Annotated in this window: 27 protein-coding genes; 18 read left to right on the forward strand and 9 right to left on the reverse strand. The window is 67.9% G+C overall.

What is annotated here, in order from left to right; genetic code table 11:
- Positions 1-34 precede the first annotated feature (34 nt).
- The 5 genes from OG394_RS39275 (at position 35) to OG394_RS39295 (ending at position 3,048) form a co-directional block, all read left to right on the forward strand.
- The gene (locus OG394_RS39275) at positions 35-559 is read left to right on the forward strand and encodes a hypothetical protein (protein ID WP_328992444.1); all 525 of its coding nucleotides are present in this window, start codon (positions 35-37) and stop codon (positions 557-559) included.
- A 122-nt stretch (positions 560-681) separates the two neighbouring features.
- On the forward strand, positions 682-1,233 hold the full coding sequence (locus OG394_RS39280; protein WP_328992445.1) for a sigma-70 family RNA polymerase sigma factor: 552 nt from the start codon (positions 682-684) through the stop codon (positions 1,231-1,233).
- A complete protein-coding gene (locus OG394_RS39285) occupies positions 1,230-1,922 on the forward strand; it encodes an anti-sigma factor family protein (RefSeq protein ID WP_328992446.1) in 693 nt (230 codons plus the stop codon). Before OG394_RS39280 ends, OG394_RS39285 begins: the two co-directional genes overlap by 4 nt.
- Positions 1,919-2,845: a threonine aldolase family protein gene (locus tag OG394_RS39290; protein WP_328992447.1), complete on the forward strand. Its 927-nt coding sequence runs from the start codon at positions 1,919-1,921 to the stop codon at positions 2,843-2,845. Before OG394_RS39285 ends, OG394_RS39290 begins: the two co-directional genes overlap by 4 nt.
- A gap of 56 nt (positions 2,846-2,901) precedes the next feature.
- Positions 2,902-3,048 carry a hypothetical protein gene (locus OG394_RS39295; RefSeq protein WP_328992448.1) on the forward strand — a complete coding sequence of 49 codons (147 nt, stop codon included), beginning with the start codon at positions 2,902-2,904 and terminating at the stop codon, positions 3,046-3,048.
- On the opposite strand, the gene OG394_RS39300 is transcribed toward OG394_RS39295, so the two are convergent.
- Complete coding sequence (locus OG394_RS39300) at positions 3,019-3,924, reverse strand: M56 family metallopeptidase (RefSeq protein ID WP_328992449.1); 906 nt, start codon at positions 3,922-3,924, stop codon at positions 3,019-3,021. The genes OG394_RS39295 and OG394_RS39300 overlap by 30 nt on opposite strands.
- The gene (locus OG394_RS39305; RefSeq protein ID WP_328992450.1) at positions 3,921-4,298 is read right to left on the reverse strand and encodes a BlaI/MecI/CopY family transcriptional regulator; all 378 of its coding nucleotides are present in this window, start codon (positions 4,296-4,298) and stop codon (positions 3,921-3,923) included. Before OG394_RS39305 ends, OG394_RS39300 begins: the two co-directional genes overlap by 4 nt.
- A gap of 82 nt (positions 4,299-4,380) precedes the next feature.
- Between OG394_RS39305 and OG394_RS39310 the strand changes: the two genes are divergently transcribed.
- Genes OG394_RS39310 through ftsY form a run of 5 tightly spaced genes read left to right on the forward strand, consistent with a single transcriptional unit; the run spans position 4,381 to position 11,146 of the window.
- Complete coding sequence (locus tag OG394_RS39310; RefSeq protein WP_328992451.1) at positions 4,381-5,778, forward strand: cytochrome ubiquinol oxidase subunit I; 1,398 nt, start codon at positions 4,381-4,383, stop codon at positions 5,776-5,778.
- A gap of 10 nt (positions 5,779-5,788) precedes the next feature.
- Positions 5,789-6,775: a cytochrome d ubiquinol oxidase subunit II gene (gene cydB / locus OG394_RS39315; RefSeq protein ID WP_328992452.1), complete on the forward strand. Its 987-nt coding sequence runs from the start codon at positions 5,789-5,791 to the stop codon at positions 6,773-6,775.
- Entirely contained in the window at positions 6,772-8,379 is a 1,608-nt protein-coding gene (cydD, locus tag OG394_RS39320; RefSeq protein ID WP_328992453.1) for a thiol reductant ABC exporter subunit CydD, read from the forward strand. The genes cydB and cydD overlap by 4 nt, the downstream gene beginning before the upstream one ends.
- Complete coding sequence (gene cydC / locus OG394_RS39325; RefSeq protein WP_328992455.1) at positions 8,376-9,938, forward strand: thiol reductant ABC exporter subunit CydC; 1,563 nt, start codon at positions 8,376-8,378, stop codon at positions 9,936-9,938. Before cydD ends, cydC begins: the two co-directional genes overlap by 4 nt.
- 29 nt (positions 9,939-9,967) lie before the next feature.
- Positions 9,968-11,146, forward strand: coding sequence for a signal recognition particle-docking protein FtsY (gene ftsY / locus OG394_RS39330; RefSeq protein ID WP_328992457.1), 1,179 nt, complete (start codon positions 9,968-9,970; stop codon positions 11,144-11,146).
- On the opposite strand, the gene OG394_RS39335 is transcribed toward ftsY, so the two are convergent.
- From OG394_RS39335 to OG394_RS39345, 3 genes are read right to left on the reverse strand one after another with little or no spacing between them, the layout of a single operon-like run.
- Positions 11,143-11,730: a DivIVA domain-containing protein gene (locus OG394_RS39335; RefSeq protein ID WP_328992458.1), complete on the reverse strand. Its 588-nt coding sequence runs from the start codon at positions 11,728-11,730 to the stop codon at positions 11,143-11,145. The genes ftsY and OG394_RS39335 overlap by 4 nt on opposite strands.
- Positions 11,727-12,845, reverse strand: coding sequence for a globin domain-containing protein (locus OG394_RS39340; RefSeq protein ID WP_328992459.1), 1,119 nt, complete (start codon positions 12,843-12,845; stop codon positions 11,727-11,729). Before OG394_RS39340 ends, OG394_RS39335 begins: the two co-directional genes overlap by 4 nt.
- 5 nt (positions 12,846-12,850) lie before the next feature.
- Complete coding sequence (locus OG394_RS39345) at positions 12,851-13,186, reverse strand: group I truncated hemoglobin (protein ID WP_328992460.1); 336 nt, start codon at positions 13,184-13,186, stop codon at positions 12,851-12,853.
- Between the two features lie 312 nt (positions 13,187-13,498).
- Here OG394_RS39345 and OG394_RS39350 point away from each other — a divergent pair, with 312 nt between their 5' ends.
- Both OG394_RS39350 and OG394_RS39355 read left to right on the forward strand, forming a co-directional pair.
- Positions 13,499-14,188, forward strand: a complete 690-nt coding sequence (locus tag OG394_RS39350; protein ID WP_328992461.1) for a Clp protease N-terminal domain-containing protein — start codon at positions 13,499-13,501, stop codon at positions 14,186-14,188.
- A gap of 58 nt (positions 14,189-14,246) precedes the next feature.
- The gene (locus OG394_RS39355; protein ID WP_328992462.1) at positions 14,247-15,032 is read left to right on the forward strand and encodes an isocitrate lyase/PEP mutase family protein; all 786 of its coding nucleotides are present in this window, start codon (positions 14,247-14,249) and stop codon (positions 15,030-15,032) included.
- On the opposite strand, the gene OG394_RS39360 is transcribed toward OG394_RS39355, so the two are convergent.
- Complete coding sequence (locus OG394_RS39360) at positions 15,013-16,137, reverse strand: helix-turn-helix domain-containing protein (RefSeq protein WP_328992463.1); 1,125 nt, start codon at positions 16,135-16,137, stop codon at positions 15,013-15,015. The two genes, OG394_RS39355 and OG394_RS39360, sit on opposite strands and share 20 nt — an antisense overlap.
- Before the next feature lie 94 nt (positions 16,138-16,231).
- Here OG394_RS39360 and OG394_RS39365 point away from each other — a divergent pair, with 94 nt between their 5' ends.
- Positions 16,232-16,852, forward strand: a complete 621-nt coding sequence (locus tag OG394_RS39365) for a sigma factor-like helix-turn-helix DNA-binding protein (protein WP_328992464.1) — start codon at positions 16,232-16,234, stop codon at positions 16,850-16,852.
- Here OG394_RS39365 and OG394_RS39370 read toward each other — a convergent pair.
- Positions 16,818-17,456: a TetR/AcrR family transcriptional regulator gene (locus tag OG394_RS39370; protein ID WP_328992465.1), complete on the reverse strand. Its 639-nt coding sequence runs from the start codon at positions 17,454-17,456 to the stop codon at positions 16,818-16,820. The genes OG394_RS39365 and OG394_RS39370 overlap by 35 nt on opposite strands.
- A 214-nt stretch (positions 17,457-17,670) precedes the next feature.
- Between OG394_RS39370 and OG394_RS39375 the strand changes: the two genes are divergently transcribed.
- The 5 genes from OG394_RS39375 (at position 17,671) to OG394_RS39395 (ending at position 23,339) form a co-directional block, all read left to right on the forward strand.
- Positions 17,671-19,065 carry an ammonium transporter gene (locus OG394_RS39375; protein ID WP_328992466.1) on the forward strand — a complete coding sequence of 465 codons (1,395 nt, stop codon included), beginning with the start codon at positions 17,671-17,673 and terminating at the stop codon, positions 19,063-19,065.
- Positions 19,062-19,400 carry a P-II family nitrogen regulator gene (locus OG394_RS39380; protein WP_328992467.1) on the forward strand — a complete coding sequence of 113 codons (339 nt, stop codon included), beginning with the start codon at positions 19,062-19,064 and terminating at the stop codon, positions 19,398-19,400. The genes OG394_RS39375 and OG394_RS39380 overlap by 4 nt, the downstream gene beginning before the upstream one ends.
- Positions 19,401-19,414: 14 nt before the next feature.
- Positions 19,415-21,709, forward strand: coding sequence for a [protein-PII] uridylyltransferase (locus OG394_RS39385; protein ID WP_328992469.1), 2,295 nt, complete (start codon positions 19,415-19,417; stop codon positions 21,707-21,709).
- 14 nt (positions 21,710-21,723) lie between these two features.
- A complete protein-coding gene (locus tag OG394_RS39390) occupies positions 21,724-22,758 on the forward strand; it encodes a DUF2332 domain-containing protein (RefSeq protein ID WP_328992470.1) in 1,035 nt (344 codons plus the stop codon).
- A 65-nt stretch (positions 22,759-22,823) separates the two neighbouring features.
- Positions 22,824-23,339, forward strand: coding sequence for a hypothetical protein (locus tag OG394_RS39395; RefSeq protein WP_328992471.1), 516 nt, complete (start codon positions 22,824-22,826; stop codon positions 23,337-23,339).
- Positions 23,340-23,391: 52 nt separating this feature from the next.
- Here the strand turns inward: OG394_RS39395 and OG394_RS39400 are convergent, their stop codons facing one another.
- Positions 23,392-24,273: an arginase family protein gene (locus tag OG394_RS39400; RefSeq protein ID WP_328992472.1), complete on the reverse strand. Its 882-nt coding sequence runs from the start codon at positions 24,271-24,273 to the stop codon at positions 23,392-23,394.
- 80 nt (positions 24,274-24,353) lie between these two features.
- A complete protein-coding gene (locus OG394_RS39405; protein WP_328992473.1) occupies positions 24,354-25,670 on the reverse strand; it encodes a hypothetical protein in 1,317 nt (438 codons plus the stop codon).
- Position 25,671 lies beyond the last annotated feature (1 nt).

Here is a 25,671-nt window from a genome sequence, read left to right on the forward strand (position 1 = left end):
CGGTGGGCGGGACCACATTCGAGGGAGAACACCCATGAAGCGCTTCGCTGTTGTCATCGGTACGGCCGTTCTGGGACTGACGGCGTTGACCGCCTGTGGCGATGACGCGCCGGCGGGCGGAACCAGCACGACGCAAAGCACCGCCGGGCAGAGTGCGGAGGCCAAGCTCGCCACGGCGAAGTCCGACAAGTTCGGCGACATCGTCGTGGATGGTGCGGGCAAGACGCTGTACGTGTTCGACAAGGACACCGCCAACCCGTCGAAGTCCAACTGTGATGGGGAGTGCGAGGCGAAGTGGCCGGTGCTGAAGGCCGGTTCGGCCGCCCCGCAGGTGGAGGGGATCGACGCGTCCCTGGTCGGCACGGTCACCCGGACCGACGGCAGCAAACAGGTCACGCTGGCAGGGCTGCCGCTCTACTACTTCGCGAACGACGCCAAGGCCGGTGACGTCAATGGCCAGGCCGTCGGTGGGATCTGGTGGGTCGTCGGTCCCGATGGCAAGAAGATCACCGCCGAGAAGGCGCCGGGCACTGGCGAGACCTCGTCGTACAGCTACTAAGTCCAGCTCCCATATCCAAAATGACCACGGGCATGCTCAGTGTCGGGATCGTCCGGCCATCACCTAAGGTACGAGCCAAGGTGCGAACGACGGCGTTGGCAGACGATCCCAGGAGGACAGCGGTGGGCAGGACGGACCGCTGGTCCCGAACGGGTGAGCCGGGTGGTGACGAGGCCCTGATCCGCTCGCTGTACGACGAACACGGGCGTGCCCTGCTCGCGTACGCGACCCGGCTGACCGGCGATCGCGCCGCCGCCGAGGACGTCGTGCAGGAGACGTTGGTCCGGGCCTGGCGGCATGCCGATGACCTGGTCGAGTCGAAGGGCTCGGTCCGGGGCTGGCTGTTGACCGTCGCCCGGAACCTGGTCACCGATCGGGCCCGGGCGAAGGCGGCACGGCCGACCGAGGTGGCCGAGTCACCCAGTACGCCGCCGGTGCAGCGGGACCACTCGGAGGCGGTCGTCGACACCCTGGTGGTGCTGGACGCGCTGGATCAGGTGTCGCCGGAGCATCGGGATGTGCTGGTGGAGATCTATTACCGTGGCCGGTCGGTCGCGGAGGCGGCGACCGTGCTGGGTGTTCCGCCCGGTACGGTGAAATCGAGGTCGTACTACGCCTTGCGGGCCCTCCGGGGCGTGCTCGGCGGTGTCGGCGCAGGGGAGGTGGCCCGATGAGCACGCACGAGCTGGATCACACGCTGCTCGGGGCCTACGTGCTGGACGCGCTGGACCCGGCCGAAACGCGGCAGGTCGACGAGCATCTGGCGACGTGTGCCGACTGCCGGGCCGAGGTGGCGGAGCTGGCGGAGATGAAGGAGTTCCTCGGCGAGGTGCCGCCGGAGGCCTTTCTGGACGGACCGCCCGAAGGTGGCGACCTCTTGCTGCAGCGCACGCTTCGCCAGGTGCGCGACGAGTCGAAACCGACGGCCAAGCCCGCGCGCTGGATGGCGGCCGCCGCGGTGGCCGTGATCGCGGGGGCTGCGCTGGCTGGTGGTGTGCTGATCGGGCGGCAGACCGTCGATCCGGTGGCGACGCCGCCGGTGGCGACCGAGACGCCCGTGCCGGGGACGAGGACGGGCAACGGCTCGGGCAATGGCGCGACGCTGGCCGCCTCGGTGAAACCGCGGGCCGGCTGGGTCTGGGTGGACGTCGACATCAAGGGCATGAAGGCGGGGACGGCGTGCGAGCTGCGCGTCACCGATGCCGCCGGCAAGTCGTACGTCGCCGGGAGCTGGGTCATCTCGCCCAAGGCGGCTGCCGAGGGCGGCAAGTTCAGTGGCGGTGCGCTGGTGCCGATTGGCCAGGTGAAGTCGGTCGAGATCGTCACGCTCGACGGCAAGACAGTGGTATCGGCGCAGGTATGACCGACGACGACCTGCGGGATCGCTATGGCGCCGGTGGCGCGGTGGGGAAGCTGGAGAAGGAGGTCGCCGATCTATTGGGGAAACCGGCGGCCGTCTTCCTCCCTACCGGCGTGATGGCGCAGCAGGCGGTGCTACGGGCGTACGCCGACAGGTCCGGCTCCAAGCGGGTGGCGATCCACGGACTGGCTCACCCGCTGGTGCACGAGTTGAACGCGCTGGAGGAGGTCCACGGTCTCCGGCCCGAGCGGATGACCAGTGAGCCGCGGCAGCCTCGCCCGGACGAGCTGGCGGCCATACCGGGCAAGCTCGCGGCAGTGATGCTGGAACTGCCTCTGCGGGATGCCGGGTTCCTGCTGCCGTCCTGGGATGAGCTGGTCGTGTTCGCCGAGGCGTGCGCTGGACGCGACGTACCGCTTCATCTGGATGGGGCGCGGCTTTGGGAGAGTACGCCGTACCTCGGGCGTGACCTGGCTGAAGTGGCTGCACTCGCTAATACGGTCTACGTGTCGTTCTACAAGGGGCTGGGTGGTCTGGCCGGTGCAGCGCTTGCTGGACCCGAGGACCTCGTCGCGGAAGTACGGCGTTGGCAGCGGCGGCTGGGCGGCAACATGTTCACGATGGAGCCGTATGCGGTCGCGGCCCGCGAAGGCCTTCGCACAGTGCTGCCGCGGATGCCTGAGTTCTACGAGCGGGCGGTGGAGCTCGCACAAGGCCTTGCGGACAAGGGATTCCGGGTCTTTCCGGAGCCGCCGCAGTGCAACTCGTTCCGCGTTTACGCGCCGAAGCCGGTTGAGGAGATCAACGCTCCGCGCTGGTCGCGTGCGGATGTGCCGGGGTGGTCGTGGACCGAGGTCGTGGTGAACGCGACGAGCAAGTCCGTGCCCGAGACCCTCGCCGTTTTTGCGGAACTTCTCGGTGACTGAAATCGTAGTACCTGCGTAGTGAGTAATTCGCAGTCAATACGGGGAGTGATACCGACATGCTGACGTTCGTCGTCACCATGATCATCGTTCTGGCTCTGGCCGCCATGGTCCTGCTTGCAGTGGCCCGCGGTGAAGGCAAGGACTTCGCCGACCTTCGGGTCTTAGTGCACAGATCACCCAATGGCGGTGAGAAGCGCTCGTAGCACTGGCACTGCGACCGTCACGGTCGGCAGGACCAGCAACGCCGCAGCGCCGGTATAGGTGCTCGCGGCGAGCAGCGGGTGATTCGGCGCCGGTGAGGTGAGCCGCTCGACCCTGAGCAGGGTGGCCGACTTGGCCGCCGCCAGGCCGTCCGCCGGCGCCGGAGATCCCGCAAGAGCTACGAGCGCGCGTGCGAGTGGCGCCGGGCCTTTGCGGCGTCTGGCATCGTCGTCCGCCAGGAGCTCGACAAGTGTGCGTGCCTGCTCTAGCGCCAGGTCCGACCGGACCCAGCGAGGGAACGCCGTGTGCACCATCGTGAACGCCTCCAGCACCAGGTCATGCCTGGCGCGGAGGTGCGCTTGCTCATGCGCGAGCACTGCCCGCAGCTCTACATCGGACAGCCGCTCAAGCGCTCCCACGGACACAATGACCCGGGAGCCACGTAGAGCCGGCAGGCAGTACGCCAGCGGCGTCCGCTCGGCCAGTACCCGCAGGCCCGGCACAAGTCCATCCGGAGTCGCCAGTATGTCTACTAGATCGCGGTGACGCTTCCGCCGGGCCCTAGTCCCTACTGCCACCTTTGCGACGGACCACGCTAGTCGAACCGCCACTAGCGCCGTGAGCGCCAGTACGGCGGCCGCAGCCAGGTCTCGCCCAGACGACGGGTCAAACCGCGGCTGCCCGGGCTGACCGGCCGTGGAGTACGACAGAGCGATCCCAGCCCCAAGAGCAGCCAGTACGGCGGCCAGCGCGAGCGCCTGCCACAACGCGACAGCCGCACGCGGAATCCGGTACGGCCACTCCGAACGGGCGATGACCGCTGGTGCCGGACCAGCCAGCACAAGGGCGAGAGCGGCGAGCAGGATCGGGGTGATCACCCGTCCCGCGCCTCCAGCCGGGCCAACGCCTCCCGAAGCAGCGCGGCCTCTTCGTCACTCACCTGGTCCACGAACCGGACCAGGGCCGCCTGGCGATCCCCGGCGCCGTCCAGCGCATCCCGCATCAGGTCGGCCACCAGCTCCTCCCGAGGCGCTGCCGCGCGGTATCGCCAGGCCTTGCCGTCGCGCTCGCGAGAGGTCAGCGCCTTCTTCGCGAGCCGGTCCAGCACGGTCATCACAGTCGTGTAGGCCAGGTCGCGCTCACCGGTAAGACGCTCGTGCACCTCGCGCACGGTCAGCGCGTCGGGCGAGGCCCAGAGCTGCTCCATCACGAGTCGCTCGAGGTCGCCGAGTGGGCGTCGATTGGCGGTCACGTGACGAGTATAACTACAACGCGTAGTAGATGTCCGCTAGCATCTACTACGTAACGTCGTAGACGAACCGAAGGATGCTCTTGTGGACACCCTCGATCTGGCCCGCTGGCAGTTCGCCATCACCACCGTCTACCACTTCTTCTTCGTGCCGGTGACGCTCTCCCTGGTCGCGCTGGTGGCCGGGTTGCAGACCGCCTGGTACCGCACGGGCAAGGAGAAGTACCTGCGGCTGACGAAGTTCTACGGCAAGTTGTTCCTGATCAACATCGCGATGGGTGTGGTCACCGGACTCGTCCAGGAGTTCCAGTTCGGGATGAACTGGAGCGACTACTCGCGGTTCGTCGGGGACGTCTTCGGTGCTCCGCTGGCGTTGGAGGGCCTGCTCGCGTTCTTCCTCGAGTCGACCTTCATCGGGCTCTGGATGTTCGGCTGGGACCGGCTCCCTAAGGGCGTCCACCTGGCGTGCATCTGGATGGTCGTGCTCGGCACCCAGCTCTCGGCGTACTTCATTCTCGCGGCCAACTCCTGGATGCAGAACCCGGTCGGCTTCCGCTACAACGCCGAGCGCGGCCGAGCCGAGCTGACCGATATCGGTGCCGTGCTGACGAACAAGGTCGTGCTGGTGACGTACCCGCACACCATCTTCGCCGCGTTCATGGTCGGTGGCGCGTTTGTCGCCGGCGTCGCGATCTGGCACTTGTTCCGCCGGCCCGGCACCGACGTCGGTGCCTTCCGTACGGCGCTGCGGCTCGGCGCTGTCACCGTGTTGATCGCGGGTGCCGGCGTCGCGTTGAGCGGGGATCAGCAGGGCAAGGTGATGACCGAGGTGCAGCCGATGAAGATGGCCGCGGCCGAGGCGCTGTACGAATCGGAGCAGCCCGCGTCGTTCTCGATCTTCACGGTCGGCACGCTCGACGGCTCCCGCGAGGTCTTCTCGCTCAAGGTGCCGTACCTGCTGTCGTTCCTCGGCACGGGGTCGATCGACGGCGAAGTCAAAGGCATCAACCCGCTGCAGGAGTCGTACGAGAAGCTCTACGGACCGGGGTCGTACAAGCCGAACATCCCGCTGACCTACTGGACCTTCCGGTTGATGATCGGGGTCGGTATGGCCTCGACCGCGATCGCCGTCTGGGCGTTGTGGGCCACCCGCCGCGGCCGCGAGCCGAACAAGTGGCTCGCGCTGACCGCCCTGCCGCTGCCGCTGCTGCCGTTGGTGGCGAACTGCTTCGGCTGGATCTTCACCGAGACCGGGCGGCAGCCATGGCTGGTGTTCGGGATGTTGCCGACGTCAGCCGGGGTGTCACCGGGGACGACGTCGGCGGAGGTGATCACGTCGCTGGCCGTCTTCACCCTGCTGTACGGCGTACTCGCGGTGGTCGAGGTGAAGCTGATGTTCCGGTCGATCCGGGCCGGGCTGCCGGACGTCGATCCCGAACCGGTGGCCGACGAGCAGGCCTTGCCGCTCTCCTTCGCGTACTGAAAGGGCTGTCATGGAACTCACCACAGTCTGGTTCCTGCTGATCGCCGTGTTGTGGATCGGCTACTTCGTGCTCGAAGGGTTCGACTTCGGCGTCGGCATCCTGCTGCGCGTGCTCGGCCGCAACGAACCCGAGCGCCGGGCAGTCATCACCACGATCGGGCCCGTCTGGGACGGCAACGAGGTCTGGCTGATCACCGCGGCCGGTGCCACCTTCGCGGCCTTTCCCGAGTGGTACGCCACGCTGTTCAGCGGGTTCTACTTGCCCCTGCTGGCGATTTTGGTCGCGCTGATCATCCGCGGTGTGGGGCTGGAGTACCGGGGCAAACGCGATGATTTGGCCTGGCGGGATCGCTGGGATTGGGTCATCACGGTCGGCTCGGTCTTGCCCGCTTTCGTCTGGGGGCTGACGTTCGCGAACCAGGTGCGGGGTGTGCCGCTTGACGCTGGGTTTGAGTACGTCGGGAGTCTGGCCGACCAGTTCAACCTGTACGCCGTACTGGGCGGTGTCGCGTTCACGGCGATGTTCGTGACGCATGGCGCGATCTTCCTGGCTTTGCGTACGACGGACGACTTGCGCTTAAGGGCAAACCGGGTGGCCGCGTTGTCGGGTGGCGTGACCGTGGTGCTGGTGGCCGGGTGGCTCGGGTGGACGTTGGGGCTGCGTGGGACCGTTGCTTCCGGCATCGTTTCGGCTTTGGCGCTGGTCGCTTTGCTGGCTGGGCTGGTGGCGAATCGCGTCAGGCGTGAGGGCTGGGCCTTCGCGGGTACGGCGGCCGCGATCGCGTTGGCGGTGACGTCGCTGTTCGTGGCGATGTGGCCGGCGGTGTTGCCGTCCACGCTGGACCCGGCATGGAGTCTGACCGTCACGAACGCGGCCTCGACGGCGTACACGTTGAAGATCCTGACCGTGGTCGCGGCGATCTTCACGCCGTTGGTGCTGCTCTACCAAGGGTGGACGTACTGGGTGTTCCGCAAGCGGGTGATGGTCGCCGCATGAAGCCACTCGACCCGAGGTTGTTGCGCCGGGCCCGCGCCGCCCGCGTGTTCCTGGTCGCGTCGGTGGTGATCGGGATCGCGACCGGCGGGCTGATCATCGTGCAGGCGGTGCTGCTGGCGCAGGCGATCGCCGACGTGGTGGGTGGTCGGACGGACGGCGTGGAACGGGCGGCCTGGTTGCTGGGGGCAACGATCGTGGCGCGGGCGTTGCTGGTCTGGTCGCAGGAGGTGGTGGCTCAGCGGTCGTCGGCGGCGGTGAAGTCGGCGTTGCGGGGGCAGGTGCTGGCACACGCGATGAAGGTCGGGCCGGGGTGGCGGACCAGTTCGCTCACGACGCTCCTCACGCGAGGGCTGGATGATCTGGATCCGTACTTCGCGCGGTATCTGCCGCAGCTTGTGCTGGCCTGCACGGTTCCGGTCGGGGTGGCGATCTGGATGGCGCAGGCCGATCTGATCGCGGCCGGGACTGTGCTGGTGACGTTGCCGTTGATCCCGATCTTCATGATCCTGATCGGCCTTGCAACGCAGGCGCATAGCCGGCGACGGGCGCACGCGCTGGACGTGCTGGCGCATCACTTTGCGGATGTGGTTGCTGGGCTGACCACCCTGAAGGTCTTTGGCCGGGCTAAGGGACAAGCGATCTCCGTACGGCGAGTCACGGATCGCCATCGGGTCGCCTCGATGTCCAGTCTCCGGTTGGCGTTCATGTCGTCGCTGGTGCTTGAACTGCTGGCGAGTATCTCTGTCGCGCTAGTGGCGGTTGGAGTCGGACTGCGTTTAGTAGAAGGCCATATGGGGTTGGAGACGGCTCTGCTGGTTCTGATCCTTGCGCCCGAGGCGTACTTGCCGTTGCGGCAGGTGGGGGTTCACTACCACGCAAGTGCTGACGGGGTTGCTGCGGCCGAGGAGGTCTTCAGGGTGCTGGAGACGCCTGTGCCGGTTAGTGGTGCGCGTACGGATCTGCCGGTGCTGCCGCTGTCTCTGCGGAGTGTGAGCGTGCAGTACCCGGATCGGGCTTCACGGGCGCTGGACGCGTTTGACCTGGATTTGGACGCTGGGGAGATCGTGGCGCTTAGTGGCCGGAGTGGTGCTGGGAAGTCGACGGTGTTCGCTGTGCTGCTGGGGTTTGTCGAAGCTAGTGGTTCCGTTGTTGCGGGGGCTCATGAAATGGGGGAGTACGACGCGAGGGCGTGGCGGCGGTTGTTTGCGTGGGTGCCGCAGCGGCCGGTGTTGCTTGACGGGGATATCGCTTTTAACGTCCGGTTGGGACGGCCTGAGGCGTCTGACGTGGACGTACGTCGGGCGCTGGACCTGGCGGGCGCGGTTGAGCTCGACCCGGGCCAGGCCGTGGGGGAGCAGGGGCGGTCGCTGTCGGGCGGCCAGCGGCGTCGCGTGGCGTTGGCGCGAGCCTTGATCACGGATGCGCCCGTACTGCTGCTGGACGAGCCGACTGCCGGGTTGGACGCAGAAACCGAGGCGACCGTGTTGGAACACCTACGCGCGAGTGGTCGGACCGTACTGCTCGTGGCACATCGCCCGGCCTTGCTGGCGGCAGCCGATCGCGTAGTGACCGTGGGCGCGCGTGAGTTGGCGGTGGCGCGATGAAGTGGCGGTTGGCGCTTGCTGTAGCGGCGGGCGTGTTGGCGTCGGGGAGTGCCGTCGCATTGCTGGCGACGTCGGCGTGGTTGATCACGACGGCGGCGGCCCAACCACCCGTGCTGACGTTGATGGTGGCGATCGTCGCCGTACGCGCGTTTGGGGTGGGCCGAGGCGTCTTCAGGTACGTCGAGAGGCTCACCGGGCACGACGCGGCGTACAGGATCTTGGGTGATGCCCGGTCGCGGATGACGGCTCGCCTGGAAGCCGGCACCTTGAGCAGTGGGGACCTCCTTGCCCGGCTAGTCCTGGATCTGGACGCCGTACTCGACCTGTGGTTGCGGGTGGTTCTACCCCTGCTTGTGGCCGCCATTACCGCCACTGCCACGGTCATCCTCGTAGTAATCCTTCTACCGGCTGCAGGTCTTGCCGTTGCTCTGGCCGTCCTCATCGCGTGCACGGTGGTGCCATGGCTTACAGCCGCAGCAGCCCGCTCTGCCGAGAAGAACGTCGCGGCCGACCGTGGTCAGGCGTACGCCCTGGCGACGGCGACTCTGCAGGCCGCGCCGGATCTGATCGCGTACGACGCGGTGGACCGGGCGCTGGACGAATTCGCCCGCGCGGACGCACGACTGGCCTGGGCGGAGCGCAGGTCGGCCTGGAGCGCGGGCCTCGGTAATGCCCTGCTGGTCGTCTGCGTCGGCGCCGCCACCTTGTCCGGGTTGGTCCTCGGCAGCGCGAGCGATGTCTCCGGCCCGGTATTTGCCGTCCTAGTGCTCACCCCGCTCGCCCTGGCCGACGTACTCGGTGGTGTCCCGCTTGCGGCGCAGCTATCCCTGCGAGTCCGAGCTTCCCTCAAACGCGTCGAGGCCGTCTCGGAAGCGCCTAGCCCGGTTGTCGAGCCTGCAAGCCCTGCGGATGTGCCGAGTGGGCGGGACCTGGCTATCAACGGTCTGACGGCTGGTTACGGGGATGGGCCGGACGTACTCAAACACCTAGATCTCGAGTTGCCTGAAGGCTCACGGATGGTCCTGACGGGGCCGAGTGGCTCCGGGAAGAGCACGCTGGCCGCCGTACTGCTGCGGTTCCTAGACGCTCGTGCCGGGTCTGTGACCTTGGGCGGGGTAGACGTCACCACTCTCGCCGGGGACGACGTACGGACGGTTGTGGGGCTCATGACGCAGGAGAGCCACGTGTTCGACACCAGCATCGAGGAGAACCTCAGGATCGCCAGACCGGGCGCTACCGAGCAGGAGCTCATGGAGGCGCTAGACCGGGCCAAACTGGGCGACTTCGTCCGGGGCCTGCCGAAGGGCCTGCAGACGATGGTGGGGGAGCACGGCGCCAGGTTGTCCGGGGGCGAGCGGCAGCGGCTGGCGATGGCACGGCTGCTCCTGGCCGACTTCGAGATCCTGGTGCTGGATGAGCCAACCGAACACCTTGATACCGACACCGGGGAGGCCCTGCTGTACGACCTGTACGCCGCCGCGGGGGACCGCAGCATCCTGCTGCTGACGCATCACCCCGAGCAGGCCCCGTACGCGGATCAGCTGGTGGATCTCAGCTAGCACCCAGCCGTCTGAAAGGATGGGTGATCGTGTTGACCCCTCAGCTTGTTCCTCTGCTCACCGATCAGGTGCTGATCGCCATCATCGCGGTCGCCGTGATCCTCGTCGGAACGTCCGCCGGACTGGTCGTCTCCCGCCGCCACAAGGCGCAGGAGCTGCCCGCACCGGAGCCCAGTGCTGTAGAAGGCCGGGCCACGATTGAGCCGCAGGTCGGCGAGGACGCCGAGGAGCCGCGGGACACGCCCACCCGCACGCTCGAAGACACCGAGCTCCCGGTTTTCGAGAAGCCCGAGTCGGCGCAGGGCCGGCTGGTCCGGCTCCGGGCCCGGCTCGCCCGGTCGCAGGGCTCGCTCGGCAAGGGTCTCCTCGCGCTGCTCTCGAGCGACAAGATCGACGAGGACACCTGGGACGACATCGAGAGCACCCTGATCACCGCTGACGTCGGCGTCGGGCCCACCCAGGAGCTGGTCGAGCGGCTGCGCACCCGCGTCCGGGTCGAGGGCATCGCGAACGGCGAAGAGGCCCGGGCAGTGCTGCGCGCGGAGCTGGTCGCGCTGGTCGACCCGTCGATGGACCGGTCGCTGAACGTCCAGCGGGTGGGCAAGCCAGCCATCGTGCTGGTGGTCGGCGTGAACGGCACCGGGAAGACCACCACCGTCGGCAAGCTGGCCCGCGTTCTGGTGGCCGAGGATAAGGCCGTGGTGCTCGGCGCGGCCGACACCTTCCGCGCGGCGGCGGCGGACCAGTTGCAGACCTGGGGCGAGCGCGTCGGCGTCCACACCGTGCGTGGTCCCGAGGGCGGCGACCCGGCGAGTGTCGCGTTCGACGCGGTCAAGGCCGGGATCGAGTCCGAGGCGGACGTCGTACTCGTGGACACGGCGGGACGGCTGCACACCAAGACCGGCCTGATGGACGAGCTCGGCAAGGTCAAGCGCGTGATCGAGAAGGCCGCCGAGGTGGACGAGGTGCTACTCGTCATCGACGCGACCACCGGCCAGAACGGGCTCACCCAGGCGCGCGTTTTCGCCGAGGTGATCAACGTGACCGGCATCGTGCTGACCAAGCTCGACGGTACGGCCAAGGGCGGCATCGTGATCGCCGTCCAGCGCGAGCTCGGCGTCCCGGTCAAGCTGGTCGGCCTTGGCGAGGGCGCCGACGACCTGGCCCCCTTCGACGCGGAACAATTCGTCGACGCCCTGCTGGACTAGTTCTTGGAGAGATCCGTCCACCATTCGATCTCGCCGACGTCGGGATCGGGTGGTTTCGGCACCTCGGGCATCTGGCCGAGGCGTTCGACCTGTTCCGCGAGGGCGTCGAGGACGGATCGCAGCTGGACGTGCGCGACCTGGGTGAACGTGCGTACGTACTCCAGCTCCGCGGTCGGCGGCAACGGCCCTTCGGCCGCGCGAACGGCCGACTCGAGTGAATCGTGTGCCCGTTTGAGTACGTCGCGATGCTGGTCCCGGGCGGCGTCGACCAGGTCACGCGCGTACTGCTCGGCCTCCGCGACCAGGTCGTCCGCGATCTGCTGCGCCTGACTGAGCAACCCGACCGCGTGGGCGGTGATGTGCGCCCGCTCCTCCTCGTCGGAGCTACGGATGCGGACCCGCTCCAGCTCGGCCCGGAGCGCGGCCCGGTCGGCATCGGCGTACTCGACCTGCTCGGCCAGATCGCCGAGGAATTCGGTCACCTCCGCCGGATCGAACCCACGCCGGCGGGTGCTGAAGGTGTGATTGCGGATGGTGCTGGGAGACTGCGCGGGTCTCCGGCCAAAGGCGTCTTCGGGTGTCACTGAGGTCCCCCCACGAACTGTTCGGTGCGGATGTTCGCCGCCGGCAGGCCGGCCGCGGTCAGCTCGCTGACGGTGTGCGCCACCATCGCGGGCGAACCACAGACCAGCGCGACGCGATCGGCCCAGGTGCCGTACGCCGCGGCGACCGTCCCGACCAGTCCGCGCTGACCGGGATAGGACCCGTCGTCGGACACGGCCGGGGTGTACGAGAACCACGGCCGCCGGGTCAGCCGGGTGAGTTGCGTGTGCTCGTAGAGGTTCCACGGCATCCTGGCGCCGTGGAACAGGTGCACGTTCGGCGTCGTACCACCCCAGCCGTGGTCGAGCTGCTCCAGCATCGCCCGCAGCGGCGCCAGCCCGGTGCCGCCGGCCACCATCAGCAGGTCCCGCCCATCGGCGGGTAGTGCGAGCGCCTCGCCGACCGGCGCGCCGACGCGGATCGTGTCTCCCTCGCGCAACGACCGGACCGCCGCGCTACTGACCTGGCCGCCCGGCACCAGCTGGATGTGCAACTCGATCGACCCGTCGGAGCGTGGCGCGTTGGCCGGGCTGAAGTACCGCCAACGACGCGGACGTTGCGGGATCTCCACGGCGACCGACTGCCCGGCCCGGTACGGCAGCGGTTCGGCCGGACGGATGTGCGCCACGGTCACGTCCAGCGTGCGGCGCTCGACCCCGGTCACCTCCGCCGGCCACCAGGCGGGACTGGTCTCTGCCGATTCCTCCGCGGCCTGGACCATCACCGTCGCCACCAGCCCGTACGCCGCCGCCCACTCGGCTGCCAACTGCTGTGTCCAGGCGGGGCCGAGGAAGTGTTGCAAGGTCGCCAGCAGGGAGGCGCCGACGGCGGAGTAGTGCTCGGCGACGACCGCGAAACGGCGGTGGTCACGCCCGAGCTGCGCCAGCACGGGCGTGACCTGATCGAGTTGGTCAGCGTTACTGACCACGGCGCCGAGAGCCGCGACGAGTTTGTCGCGTTGAGCCGCCATCGAGACCGGGAACATCTCCCGGAGCTCGGGATGGCTGAGGAAGAGGTGCGAGTAGAAGAACAGGGGGACCTCGTCACCGGACTTGGCGACCAGCGCCCAGCTGTTCTTCAGTGTGTCCGGGTCCATCCGGGTCAGTGCGCGACGACGTCGTCCCGGGTCGTCGCCAGTGCCTCCACGACCCGGTCGATGATGTCCCTGCGAACCTCGTGCGCGTGCAGCGAGGTGATCAGGTGCTCGACCACGCGGCCGAAGTCGTCCGCTTGGATGTCCCGGCCGGCGTGGGCGGCGGCCAGGCTAGGCCCCTCGTAGCTCACCGGTCCGCCCATCACCTGGGAGACCAGCTGGACCTGGTGCCGCTTCAGCCGGGTCAGATCGGTCGCCGCGAAGTAGCCGACGAGCTGCGGATCGGCCAGCACCCGCTGGTAGAAGAGATCCACCACCGACGCGATCGCCGGTGCGCCCCCCACGGCGGCAAAGTCGCTCTGTGGAGCCTGTCTGTCGTTCGCCACGAAAATGTCCCCATCCCAAGTCACTTTTTCCGGCCCCGAGCGGTATCGATACGAGCACTTACCCACAGTGATCGTCGAGGTGTCGTGAAGATCTGCCCGAGATTGCCCGCAACTCGCCGCCAGGCGTTGACAGGCCTTGTACAGAAGGACAATCTGGGTCACTTCCCCTGCTCTCCGAGACGGTTGCCCACGGCAACTGTGTGTAACCGCTTCCCGTTCGCCGTCAACCCAGGGTTGACGCGGTCGGGCTGTCAACCTAGGGTTGACGACATGACACCTGGACCGAACCTGCAGGAACTCGTAGACACCATCCGCCAGGACGCCGGCAGCGATGACGAGCTGGCCCAGCTCGCCACGGCGGCGACCGAGATCAGCGAGCTGACCGCGACCGGGGACGCGGCCCTTGGCTACTTCGTCGACCGGGCTCGCGCGGCCGGCAAGTCCTGGGTCGAGATCAGTGCCGTGCTCGGCGTCAGCAAGCAGGCCGCGCACAAGCGATTCGCCGTCTCGTGGGCCAGCCAGCCCGCCTTCGACCGCTACACCGAGCGCACCCGCCGGGCCGTCGAGGCCGCCTCGGGGATCGCCGTCGCCGCGAACCACAACTACATCGGCACCGAGCACCTGCTGCTCGCGTTCTTCACCGAGCCCGAGTGCATCGGCGCCAAGGTGCTCGCGGCCGCGGACATCACCGAAGAGGCCGTCGGTACCGCCGTCACCGCGCTGATCCCGCCCGGCGCCAACCAGGTCCAGGGCGAACCGCCGATGACGCCGCGCGCCTCCCACGTGCTGCAAGGTGCCGTCGCCGAGGCGCTCGAGCTCGGCCACAACTACATCGGCACCGAGCACATCCTGCTCTCCTTCTACCGCGACTCCGGTGGCGTCGCCGCGAAGGTCCTCCGCGAGCTAGGCCTCTCCGACGAAGCCGCCCGCGCTGCCGTCATCGAGGCCCTGACCACCTAAAAGGCATCACGTCCGAATATGGCCAGACTTCGGGTCGGTGTGGGGAGAGGCTTGGGGGGTGACTGATAACGCAGCTGTTTTGCAAGCGCTACATCGAGAAGGACCGCTGGTTCTGCCGAATGCGTGGGACGCGGGTTCGGCGGCGGCGATCGAGGCGGCGGGGGCCAAGGCGATCGCGACCACCAGTGCCGGGATCGCGTGGGCGTACGGCGTACCGGATGGTGGTGGTCTGGATCGCGCGAGTGCCCTCGCCGCGCTCGCCCGGATCGTGCGGGCGGTCGACGTACCGGTGAGTGCTGATATCGAGGCCGGGTACGACGATGTGGCCGCGACCGTCGCGGACGTGATCGCGCTCGGGGTGGGCGGGATCAACCTCGAGGACCGGCATTCGGCGTCAGGCGGTCTGCTGGGCGCGTCGGCTCAGGCTGATCGGTTGCGCGTGGCCCGTTCCGTCGCCGCGGCAGCGGGTGTGGACCTGTGCATCAACGCCCGGACGGACGTCTATCTCGGCGGATCGGGCCAGTTGGCCGAGGTGATGGACCGGGCGGACGCCTACGCGGATGCCGGTGCGGACGTGCTCTTCGTGCCGGGTGTCGTTGATGCCGAGGCGATCAAGGTGCTCGTGAGCGGACCGCTTCCGCTCAACGTGATGGTCCATCCCGGCGCGTTGAGTGTTTCCGAGCTCATCGACCTGGGCGTCGCGCGGATCAGCGTGGGTTCCGCGATCGCGCAGGCGGCGTACGGGCTCGCGGCGGCCGCTGCCTGGGAAGTGCTTGCGGAGGGCACCTATACGCGGCTCGAGAATGGCATGGACTACGGCGAGCTCAACGAGCTACTGGTCTGAGGGTGCCGAGGCGGAGCGCGATCTGGTCGGCGGCCGTGGCGCTCACGCCTGGGATCGCGACCAGTCTGGCGATCAGGTCGTTCAGCGCCAGACTGCCGTCGAGCCGTACGTCGTCCCGCGCGACGGCCCGGGCGAGGGCGACGACCGTTTCGTTCTCGTTGCTGTCGGCAAGCACCTCCGCGGACGGAAAGGCATGCGTCAGGCCGTACGGCAGACCCGCGACCGGCTCGCCGTACGTGCTGGCCAACCGTCCGAGCGTGATGCGGTCGCCGACGACGGTCTGGACCGCGACCTCGAACGGCCCCCACACTCCGGGCACACCCGAGTCGATCCCGGCGAGCCGTGCCGCCCGCTCGGCCACATGGATTACGCCTTCCCAATAAGGGAGATGCGCCCGCAAAATCAGGTGATCGGCACCGCCCGGCCCGATCTCAAGCAGGCCCGGTGCGCCGTCGAGCGCGATGGTCCGCCGGTACACCCCGTCCTCGACCGACTCGACGCCGGGAATCGCCCGCTCCGCCAGGAAGTCGCGCATCGCGTCCCAGTCGTACGTCGGCCCGAACGGCATTCGCAACGCGAGCCCGCCATCCGCCACCAGCCGGTCGTTCCGGCGACGGCGATCGCGCAACTCCCGCGGCCGCGAGCGAAACACCTCCTGCATGGCGCGGTTGAACTGGCGCAAACTCCCGAATCCGGACGCGAAGGCGACATCGGCGATCGTGAGATCCGTGTCGTCCAGCAAGCGTCGGGCGAAATGCGCTCGCCGGGACCGGGCGAACTGGTCCGGCGTCACGCCCAGGTGATCGTGGAACAACCGGCGCAAGTGCCGTACGGACACGCCTAACCGAGCGCCGAGGGCCGTCTCGGTGCCGGCGTCGAGTGTTCCGGCGAGGATCAGCTGGACCGCTCGGCAGACCAGCTCGGGTGCTTCGTCGGCCACGCTGCCCACAACCCGGTACGGGCGGCACCGCAGGCAGGCCCGGTATCCGGCGGCTTCAGCGGCTGCGGCCAGCTCAAACGTCTGCACGTTCTCCGCGAGTGGTGTGGCGCTACAGCCCGGGTGGCAGTAGATGCCGGTGGTGCGAACGGCGGAGTAGGTCGTCACGCCTCATGGTCGGCCGACGGGGGTGCGGTGTCCAATGGATTCGGCATCTGTTGTGGGGCGGGAAAGTCGTGTATCTCTTGCGGCGGGAGGGACGATGCGCGAATACGTCGACCAGGAGTTCGCGGTCTACGTAGACACCCGGCAGGAACGGTGGCTGCGTGGGGCGACACTGGTTTGTCTGGACCCGGTCAAGGCCGGTTCGGCTTTGCGGGCGGCGTTTGCCCGCTTGGCGATGCGGTGGGGACGGGTGGATGACCCGGACGCCTACACGCTTCGGCTGCTCTACGAGCGGATTGCCCGGCGCAGGTTGCCCTGGAGCAAGGAACCGGCCAGTGAGCAGGGGGCGGTCCTGAGCGCGCTCGGCCAGCTCAGCCCGGTGCAACGCGCAGTAGTCGTACTAGTCGCGTATGAAGAACTCACAGTGGTTGAGGTCGGCAATCTGCTCGAGATGTCCCACATGGCCGTGCGGGAACAGCTGCAGGGCGCTCTGAGCAAACTGCAGGCAGAGCTCGGTACGTCGTCCAGTCGGATCCAGGATGTCCAGTTGATGCTGGCCGAGGCGGTGGACGGAGTCCTCTCACCTGGTCTCGCGGACGACGCCTGGGCGGCCGGAGCGGCGCTCGGCCGGCGCAGGCGTCGTACTGGCTACTGGGCGGCAGTAGCGCTCGTGGTGGCCGCGATTATCTCTCTGCTGTTGTTCGGTCTCGCACAGTAGTTGCCGCGTCCCCGCAAATGCCGAACAGGGTCATCCGGACCAGGGCGTCGACGTCCTCGACACCTGGCATCGGCTCACCGGTGAGGGCCCGCATGATCAGCACACCGGCGAGCCACTGGACCATCACGGAGATGTCCGCGTCGGGCCGGATGGCCTCACCCCGGGACCGGGCCCGATCGACGGCCGCGGCGGTCAGGTCGATCCGGTGCTGCAGGAAGCGGCGGTACAACGCGGCCGTCAGCTCGTCCCGGTTGATCTCGCTGATAGCGAGCCTGATCAGGGCCAAACCCTCTTTACTGCTGGCGAAAACGACCGCATCGGCATAGACCTGGGTCAGGTCGCCGGCGATCGAGCCGGTATCCGGATCGGGCACCTCGATGCTGAAGACCTCGGTCATCGCATCGTGCGCGAGTTCCTCCTTGCTGGCCCAGCGACGGTAGATCGTCGCCTTGCCCACCCCGGCCGCCTCGGCCACGTCGTCGACGGTCATGCCGTCGAAACCGCGCTCCAGCAACAATTGGATGGCGTGCCTGCGAATCCGCGGTTCCGCCTCGGGATCCCGCGGGCGGCCACGACGTGGCCGTTCCCCGTTGTTCGTCTCCATTTCGACTGCTCTCGGCTCGGACGGTCGCAGTGGCGCGGCTGCGGCCGTGTGGTGGAGCAAGAGTGCCACCCGGCGGCCGATCCGTCATCCGGATGTCACCTGGCGGGCCGGTTTGTCACATCCGCGAAACAAATGCCGCGATCGGTTGAAACGGCTCGACGCCAACGTTTGCCATGTGGCCGCACGCGGGCTCCCCGGTGTAGTGGAGCGACCGATGAGGACGACGGCCCGGTTCGTGATCGACGAAGGGACCACGATGGAGATCAACGCCGGCGATACCGCCTGGGTTTTGATCAGTGCTGCGCTGGTGTTCCTGATGACACCAGGCCTGGCTTTCTTCTACGGCGGCATGGTGCGCGTGAAGAGCGTGCTGAACATGATGATGATGAGTGCCATCACCATCGCCGTCGTCACAATTCTCTGGGTGGTGGTCGGCTACTCTCTGACATTCGGTGGTGACAACGGCGGGGTGATCGGCAACTTCTCGGCCGTCGGGCTGAAGGGGCTACTGGCTCCGGAGTCCGTCACCGGTGCCGAGGGGCATGCCATTCCGAGCCTCGCCTTCGTGGCCTTCCAGCTGATGTTCGCCATCATCACGCCGGCGCTGATCTCAGGTGCCATCGCCGACCGGGCGACGTTCCGCGGCTGGATCGTTTTCGTGGCGCTGTGGACCAGCCTGGTCTACTTCCCGGTCGCGCACTCGGTGTGGTTCTTCGACGCCGACGGTGGCGGCGGCTTCATCGGTGCCGGTATCAAGGCGCTCGACTTCGCCGGTGGTACGGCGGTGCACGTGAACGCCGGTGCGGCAGCCCTGGCCCTGGCGATCGTGCTGGGACGCCGGATCGGCTGGCGCAAGGACCCGATGCGTCCGCACAGCCTGCCGCTGGTGCTGCTCGGTGCCGGTCTGCTGTGGTTCGGCTGGTTCGGCTTCAACGCCGGTTCGGCGCTGAGCGCGGGTTCGACCGCGGCCATCACGTTCGTGAACACCCAGGTGGCCACGGCCGCCGCGGTGATCGGCTGGCTCATCGTCGAGCGTATCCGGCACGGCCGCGCCACCACGCTGGGTCTGGCCTCCGGCGCGATCGCCGGTCTGGTCGCCATCACCCCGGCCTGTGCCGCGGTGACGCCGATCGGCGCGATCTTCCTCGGCCTGGTCGCCGGTGCGATCTGCGCCTTCGCGGTCTCGCTGAAGTACAAGCTCGGCTTCGACGACTCGCTCGACGTGGTCGGCGTGCACCTGGTCGGCGGTCTGGTCGGCTCGCTCGGAATCGGCTTCCTCGGCAGTGCGGCCGCTCCGGCCGCGGTCGACGGCCTCTTCTACGGCGGCGGTGCGGGCCAGCTCGGCAAGCAGGCGCTGGCCAACCTGATCGTCGGTGTCTACAGCTTCGTGGTCGCCTTCATCCTGGCCAAGGTCATCGATCTCACCATCGGCTTCCGGCTCAAGGAGGACGACGAGGTCACCGGTATCGACCAGGTCGAGCACGCCGAGACGGCGTACGAGTTCACCTCCGGTGGCGGCGGTATCCGTAGCCACCTGGGCCGTGCGGTCGAGCCCAAGGCGGAGACTGTGGCGGACGAGTCCACTGACAAGGAAGAGGCGAACGCATGAAGCTCATCACCGCGGTGGTGAAGCCGCACAAGCTGGACGACGTCCGGGCGGCGCTCGAGACGTTCGGTGTGACCGGTATGACGGTGACCGAGGCCAGCGGCTACGGCCGGCAGAAGGGCCACACCGAGGTCTACCGCGGCGCCGAGTACGAGGTGGACCTGGTCCCGAAGGTCCGGCTCGAGGTCGTGGTCGAGGACGGCGACGCCGCCGAGGTGCTGGACGTCGTGGTGAAGGCCGCGCAGACCGGCAAGATCGGTGACGGCAAGGCCTGGGTCACCCCGGTCGAGACGATCATCCGGGTCCGTACCGGCGAGCGTGACGGAGACGCCCTCTAGATGTCGGCCCTTTGATGACGGAACGAGCAGAACAGCGGCGCGTGCGGGCCGAGGAGGCCGACGCGCTGCTGTACCTGCTCCTCTCCAAGGCCTGCGACGCCCTCGGTCTTCCGGCCGAGGGCGTCGCCCTGGTCGCGGTCGGCGGTTACGGCCGGGAGGAGCTCTCCCCGTACAGCGATCTCGACGTGATGCTGGTGCACGTCGACGACTATCCCCGGGTGGACGAACTCGCCGCCCAGATCTGGTATCCGCTGTGGGATTCGCGGACCAGGCTCGACCACAGCGTGCGGACGATCGCGGAGGCCCGTGCAGCGGCCGCTGACGACATCCGCGTCGCGCTGGGACTGCTGGACGCCCGGCACGTCGCCGGCGACTCACACCTCACACTGGAACTTCGGTCGGTCCTGATGGCCGACTGGCGCCGTACGGCGAAGAAGCGGCTACCGGCACTTGCCGAGGCTTGCCGCGATCGCGCCAGCAATGTCGGCGAGGTCGCGCACTTGGCCGAGCCTGACCTCAAGGAGGCGTACGGCGGTCTGCGGGACGCCGTGGTGCTTCGGGCCTTGGTGGCGTCGTGGTTGATCGATGTCCCGCATCCGGTGGTGGAACGCGCCCGGCGCGACCTGCTGGACGTACGGGATGAGCTGCACGCAGTGGCGGGTCGTGCCACCGATCGCCTGGTAGCGGACGTTGCGGCCGACGTGGCCCGCGGTATGGGTATGCCCGATCGTGAGGCGTTGCTGCGGCACGTGTACGCGACCGGCCGGGCTCTCGCGCATGTGTGCGACGTGTCTTGGCGTCGCGTCGAAAGCCTTGCGGCGAAGCCTTCGCGACCTAGGCGTCGTCGTACTGGTGGCGGGCCGCTACTGCTGGCACTGGATGAAGGTGTCGGGCAGCACGAGGGTGAAGTCGTACTGATGCCTGACGCGCGTCCCGAGCGGGATGCGGTCATTGGTCTGCGTGCGGCCGCTGTAGCCGCCGATCGCGGGTTGGTGTTGTCCCCGGCGGTCTGCGGGCGTTTGGCCCGGCATGCGATCGACCTGCCGACCCCTTGGCCGGGGGAGGCCCGCAGGCTCTTCTGCGCAGCCCTCGGTGCTGGGGAAGGCTTGCTGGAGGTCTGGGAGGCGTTGGACCAGTCCGGCTACATCTCTCGCATTTTGCCCGAGTGGGACGCCGTGCGGTTCCGCCCGCCTCAGTCCGCCGTACATCGCTACACGGTCGATCGGCATCTCCTGGAGACCTGTGTCGAGGCATCCCGGCTAGTGCGCGACGTACGTCGGCCGGACCTGCTCTTCGTGGCCGCACTCGTTCACGACCTCGGTAAGGGGGTTGAGGGCGACCACAGCGTTACTGGTGCCGTGATCGCCGAGAAGGTTTGTAGACGGCTTGGCTTCAACGAGGCTGACGTGGCGGCTGTCGCGTTGCTTGTGCGGCAGCACCTCACGCTGTCGCAGGTGGCGACCAGGCGCGACTTGGACGACCCGATGACGGTTGACCTGATCGCAGGGATCGTTGGCGACACGGACACGTTGGACCTGCTTGAGGCGCTCACGTACGCCGACGCGCGTGCGGCCGGTCCGGCTGCCGCTTCCCCTTGGCGGATGCGGCTGGTCGGTGAACTGGCTCGACGCGTCCGTGCCGAGCTTGCCGGGGGAGGCGCGTCTCTGTGGACCGATGCGCCGCCTATCCCGATCCCGTCGCTACACCAGGTTGCGGGCATCGGAGAGATCGGTGTCGCCGTATCGGATCAACACGGCGACTTGCGAGTTGTAGTCGCCGTACCGGATCAGGTGGGCTCACTGGCGACTGTGGCCGGGGTTATGGCGGTGGAGCGACTTGCAGTGCGTTCGGCGGTCATAACTTCTTCTGAGGGGCTGGGGATTTCGCAGTGGTCTGTGTCGGGTTCAGCGCCTGACCCGGTCCGGTTGCGGGATCGACTGGCAGTGGCGCTTCGGGACGACACTGATCTCGTACGACGCCTGACGGCCCGGGACTCGCCTGCCCGGGAGTTGGGACGCCACCAGCCGAGCCGGGTCGACTTGTTGCCGGGGGCATCCGAAACGGCCACTGTGCTGCAGGTGCGGGCTCACGACCGCCCGGCCCTGCTATACGACGTGACCTCGGCGATCGCGGCCGCTGGTGCGGACGTCCGTTCTGCCCATGCCAGCACGCTTGGCGCGGATTGCGTGGACGTGTTTTACCTCACCGACGCGGACGGTTCTCCGCTGGAGGACGAGGATTCGCGGATCCTGGTCAAGACCGTGCTGGACCGGTTGTCGTTCGGCGCCCTCGGGAGTATCGACGGGTGAAATAAAGTCAGGGGGTGAAGATCCTCGAGACTTTCCGGACCCAGGCGCGGGCTTGTGACGAGCTGGGTTCACCCCTGTACGGCGAGTTGTTGCGCAAGTTGGTCGACGACTACGAGGTCGGTGGTGCGTCGACTGCCGTTCTGGCCGGTCACGAGAACGACCCGGGCCCGTCGGCGTTGGCGCTGCGCCTGCTCGGCAGCGTGCACCGGTTGGTGCTCGCGGGGGAGGTGCCCGAGTTGGCGGCGTTCTACCCGAGCGTGGGTGGCGAGTGGGACCCGGTGCTCGGTTGGGAGGCGTTCGAGCAGGTGCTGCGCTCGCGTGGTTCGGAACTGCGCTCGCTGCTGAACCAGCCGCCGCAGACGAACGAGGTCGGCCGGGCTGCCGCGCTGTACGGCGGCTTGCTGCAACTGGCCGGCGACCTACCGGTTCGGCTTTTCGAGATCGGGTCCAGTGCGGGGTTGAACTTGCGGGCCGACCATTACCGGTACGACCTGGCCGACGGTTCGTCGTACGGCTCGATGGACAGTCCCGTGCGGATCGCGGACGCGTGGGCCGGTCGTACGTTGCCGTCCGTTGAAGTGCGGATTGCCGAGCGGGTCGGTAGTGACATCGCGCCGGTGGACGCGTTGAGCGAGGACGGGCGGCTCACGTTGATGTCGTACGTCTGGCCCGATATGACCGTTCGGCTTGCCCGGCTGCGGGGAGCGCTTGACGTGGCTCGCCTGGTGCCGGCCGATGTTCGGCGCGAGGACGCGGTCTCCTTTTTGCGTGCTGTCGAGCCGGCTGACGGGTTCCTGACCGTGGTCTGGCATTCGGTGATGTGGCAGTACTTGTCGGTGGAGGATCGGGCGGCGGGGGTCGCGGCGATCGAGCGGCTTGGCGCTCGTGCCAGCGCGTTGGCGCCGGTCGCGCATTTGTCGATGGAGCCGGCTCGTCGTACGCCATCTTCGCCGCACGAGTTCCTCGTGACGGCTCAGGTGTGGCCGACGGGGGAGCGGAGGATCCTCGGCGCGGCGGCACCCCACGGCGTACCGACTGTTTGGGAGTGACTCTCAGGCGATGTTCTTAGGGTAGCCTTACCTAAGTTTCTTCCTGAGGAGAGGACTTCCGCCCTATGACCAAAATCCTTCGTCGATCTGCTCTGATCGGCTCTGCCGCGGTGTTACTGGCCGCGGGTATCGCCGGACCGGCCTCGGCCGCGCCTGGCAGCGCCACGAACCTTGGTAAGACTCTGTCGGCGTCCAACGCGACCGGGCTGCCCAAGGCGGGATCGACCATCACTGTCACGGGTAGCGGGTACAACCCGTCGCAGGGGTACTACGTGGCACTGTGCGCTGTGCCGTCCGACTACAGCTATGGCACCAAGCCCAGCCCGTGTGCGGGTGGCGACGGCCAGGGCAGCACGGGCGTCGGCCCGTCGGCCTGGGTGACGAACTCGCCGCTCGGTGGCAGCGCGGCCGTGCCGATTGCGGCCAACGGGACCTTCACCGCGCAGATCTACGTCAAGGAGGCCGCCAGCGGTCTCGACTGCGGCAACCCGGACGTCACCTGCGCCATCGTGACCCGCCGCGACCACTTCGCCGCCAGCGACCGCACCGGCGACGTCTACATCCCGGTGTCCTTCAGCTGATCCGTCCGTTCACCTGAAGCGGGCTTCGCCGGGTGGTGGGGCCCGCTTCGGCTCATTGCAGGGCAGCGACCAGGGTGTCCGTGAGCTCGGTTGCGAGCCGGCCATCGGGATCGAGGTCGGGGTCGAAGATGCCGATATCGATGCCGACGCACTGGGATGAATGGACCAGCGGGCGGAGCAGCGCGACCAACTGGTCATAGTCGAGCCCGCCCGGGTCCGGGCTGTCGACGGCCGGCATCACCTCGGCGTCGAGAATGTCCACATCAAGGTGCACCCAGAACCCGTCAAGCTGCTCCAACCTCGCAAGCGCTGACGCGGCAGCCTTGCCAGGGTCGTCGATGATCTCGCGAGCACGGTGTACGACGATGCCGGCGGCAACCATCTCGTCGTAGTCCTCGTCGTCATCCCGGATCCCGAGCGAGACGGCGTCTTCATCCCGCACGTACGGCGCGAGCCCTTCCAGGTCAACGAGATCGGCCTGCCCACGCCCGGTCACCAGGGCGAGCGCCTCACCACCCGCGGCCCCGACGTACGGGCTATTGCCGACATGCCGAAAATCCGAATGCCCATCGAGATACGCCACCCCAAACCGCCCACGCCGCTTCAACGCCAGGGCCGGCCCGAGTAGCAAACTGCACTCGCCCCCCAGCAACACCACGAACTTCCCGTCCTCCATCAACGGCTGGACCCGATCCGCCACCTTCCGGCTGTACGCCGCGATCGCGCCCGCGTTGAACACGCCATCCCCGGGCTGCCAGTCGCCGCGGTCATAACGCGGCGGTACGACGTACCCGCCGTCTTCCGCCCCGATCCTCCGGACGATCCCGTTGTCCCGCAACGCCCCCGCCAACTTGTAACACCCCGGTACAGTCCGATCCGCAGGCGGCCGCAGCCCCAGATTCGTAGGCGCATCAACCACAACCAGCTCCCGCATCCCACGCTCCTCGCTTCATCCGCCGTCAGCCGCGACTGAACCCGCAGGGCCAACCGTTCAGCCTCAGTGGTCGCTGACGATCAATCCCGGTCGCGTCCAATCGGCTCAGTACGCGGCCCGACCGAACGATTCGCGCCAGTCTGAGCCCCCGAACTCCCACGCGACCCATCCCCAAGCTTCGGCACACTCTGCACCGCCCCCGCCGCAGGCGCCTGCCCCGCAAACGCCGCCCGCAACTCCGGCGGCACATCCCGCCCCTGCGCCCCATGCCCCGCCGCCACGGTCCCTTGCCCCGCAACGGACCCTTGCCCACCCGTCGTCCCTTGCCCCGCCTGCGCCGGCGCGTTCCCAGTCGGCGCGACCTGCCCTTGCTGCACCGACATCGGCTGAGCCGCCTGCCCATTGCCCTGCACCTGCGCAGGTGCCGCCGCCGGTCCCTCCAACCGAGCAGCCGCAGCAGGCGGCGGCAACTTCGTCAGATCAACCGGCCCCGGCTCACCCTGCCCCCGCTCAGCAGCCTCGGGTGCCGACGCCTCGAGCCGATTCTGTGGTGCGTCGAGGTTCGCGGCGGCATGGGGATTCGGCGCTGTCGCTGGGTACGGCTGAGCTGGCGAATCGCGATAATGCTGCTGGATCCTGTCCACAGCCTGGTCCATGCGCTCGACGCTGGTTCGGCCGACTTCCTCGCCCATGCTCGTCTCACGGGCTTCGTGCAGGCCGGCCCAGTTTCCGTGCGCCATCGCGTTGACCAGTTCGGCCCGTGCGGCCTGCTGATGCTGGGGATCCGGTGGTACGACATCGCCCAGCTTGTTGCGGACCACTTCGTCGGCGATGCTGTCCCAGCGCATCACCACGGGTTGGTCGACGGCTCGCCGGGCCAGCGCATCGGGGTTTCCATCCGGGCCCGCGGCATAGTCGAGTAGCTGACCTGTCGCTTCGACAGCAGCGCCGTACGCGGGCTGGTCCAGCTCCACTTGGTCGTAGCCGGCGGCGTCAGCGAAAGCGTCGAGGTCAAGCACAGTCCGGTGCTCGGTGAGTCCCTCGTCGAGCGATTTGGACGCGAACGCTCGATGCGCGTTCGGTTCGTTGGGTGCGTCGACCTCGGCGCGGGCGTGGCTCGTTTCGTGCAGGACCGTGGCCAATGCCTGGGCCTGATGTGCGGGAGATCCAGTGCTGCCGGGACCATTCAGATGGTCAAGGACGTTCTCCTGGGACAGCCGGATGGCACCGGACTTCGGGTCGAACGAACCCATCGGGCCGTGAGTCGTCGCGTACAGCTCGCGGTTCCATCGATCGGTATCGGATGGCTGCAGCTCCCGGGCGATGTCGTAAAGCCGGACGAACTCCTTGTAGGCCGGGGAGTTCGGATCTACGCGCTGACCCGGGTCACTCGCCATC

Source organism: Kribbella sp. NBC_01245, from assembly GCF_036226525.1.
In the GTDB taxonomy this organism is placed as follows: Bacteria; Actinomycetota; Actinomycetes; order Propionibacteriales; family Kribbellaceae; genus Kribbella.

Coding starts and splice junctions, on each gene's coding strand:
- OG394_RS39275 (WP_328992444.1), top strand. CDS start 35: ATGAAGCGCTTCGCTGTTGTCATCGGTACGGCCGTTCTGGGACTGACG.
- OG394_RS39285 (WP_328992446.1), top strand. CDS start 1,230: ATGAGCACGCACGAGCTGGATCACACGCTGCTCGGGGCCTACGTGCTG.
- OG394_RS39290 (WP_328992447.1), top strand. CDS start 1,919: ATGACCGACGACGACCTGCGGGATCGCTATGGCGCCGGTGGCGCGGTG.
- OG394_RS39295 (WP_328992448.1), top strand. CDS start 2,902: ATGCTGACGTTCGTCGTCACCATGATCATCGTTCTGGCTCTGGCCGCC.
- cydB (WP_328992452.1), top strand. CDS start 5,789: ATGGAACTCACCACAGTCTGGTTCCTGCTGATCGCCGTGTTGTGGATC.
- cydD (WP_328992453.1), top strand. CDS start 6,772: ATGAAGCCACTCGACCCGAGGTTGTTGCGCCGGGCCCGCGCCGCCCGC.
- cydC (WP_328992455.1), top strand. CDS start 8,376: ATGAAGTGGCGGTTGGCGCTTGCTGTAGCGGCGGGCGTGTTGGCGTCG.
- OG394_RS39340 (WP_328992459.1), bottom strand. CDS start 12,845: ATGGACCCGGACACACTGAAGAACAGCTGGGCGCTGGTCGCCAAGTCC.
- OG394_RS39350 (WP_328992461.1), top strand. CDS start 13,499: ATGACACCTGGACCGAACCTGCAGGAACTCGTAGACACCATCCGCCAG.
- OG394_RS39365 (WP_328992464.1), top strand. CDS start 16,232: ATGCGCGAATACGTCGACCAGGAGTTCGCGGTCTACGTAGACACCCGG.
- OG394_RS39370 (WP_328992465.1), bottom strand. CDS start 17,456: ATGGAGACGAACAACGGGGAACGGCCACGTCGTGGCCGCCCGCGGGAT.
- OG394_RS39375 (WP_328992466.1), top strand. CDS start 17,671: ATGAGGACGACGGCCCGGTTCGTGATCGACGAAGGGACCACGATGGAG.
- OG394_RS39380 (WP_328992467.1), top strand. CDS start 19,062: ATGAAGCTCATCACCGCGGTGGTGAAGCCGCACAAGCTGGACGACGTC.
- OG394_RS39385 (WP_328992469.1), top strand. CDS start 19,415: ATGACGGAACGAGCAGAACAGCGGCGCGTGCGGGCCGAGGAGGCCGAC.
- OG394_RS39395 (WP_328992471.1), top strand. CDS start 22,824: ATGACCAAAATCCTTCGTCGATCTGCTCTGATCGGCTCTGCCGCGGTG.
- OG394_RS39400 (WP_328992472.1), bottom strand. CDS start 24,273: ATGCGGGAGCTGGTTGTGGTTGATGCGCCTACGAATCTGGGGCTGCGG.
- OG394_RS39405 (WP_328992473.1), bottom strand. CDS start 25,670: ATGGCGAGTGACCCGGGTCAGCGCGTAGATCCGAACTCCCCGGCCTAC.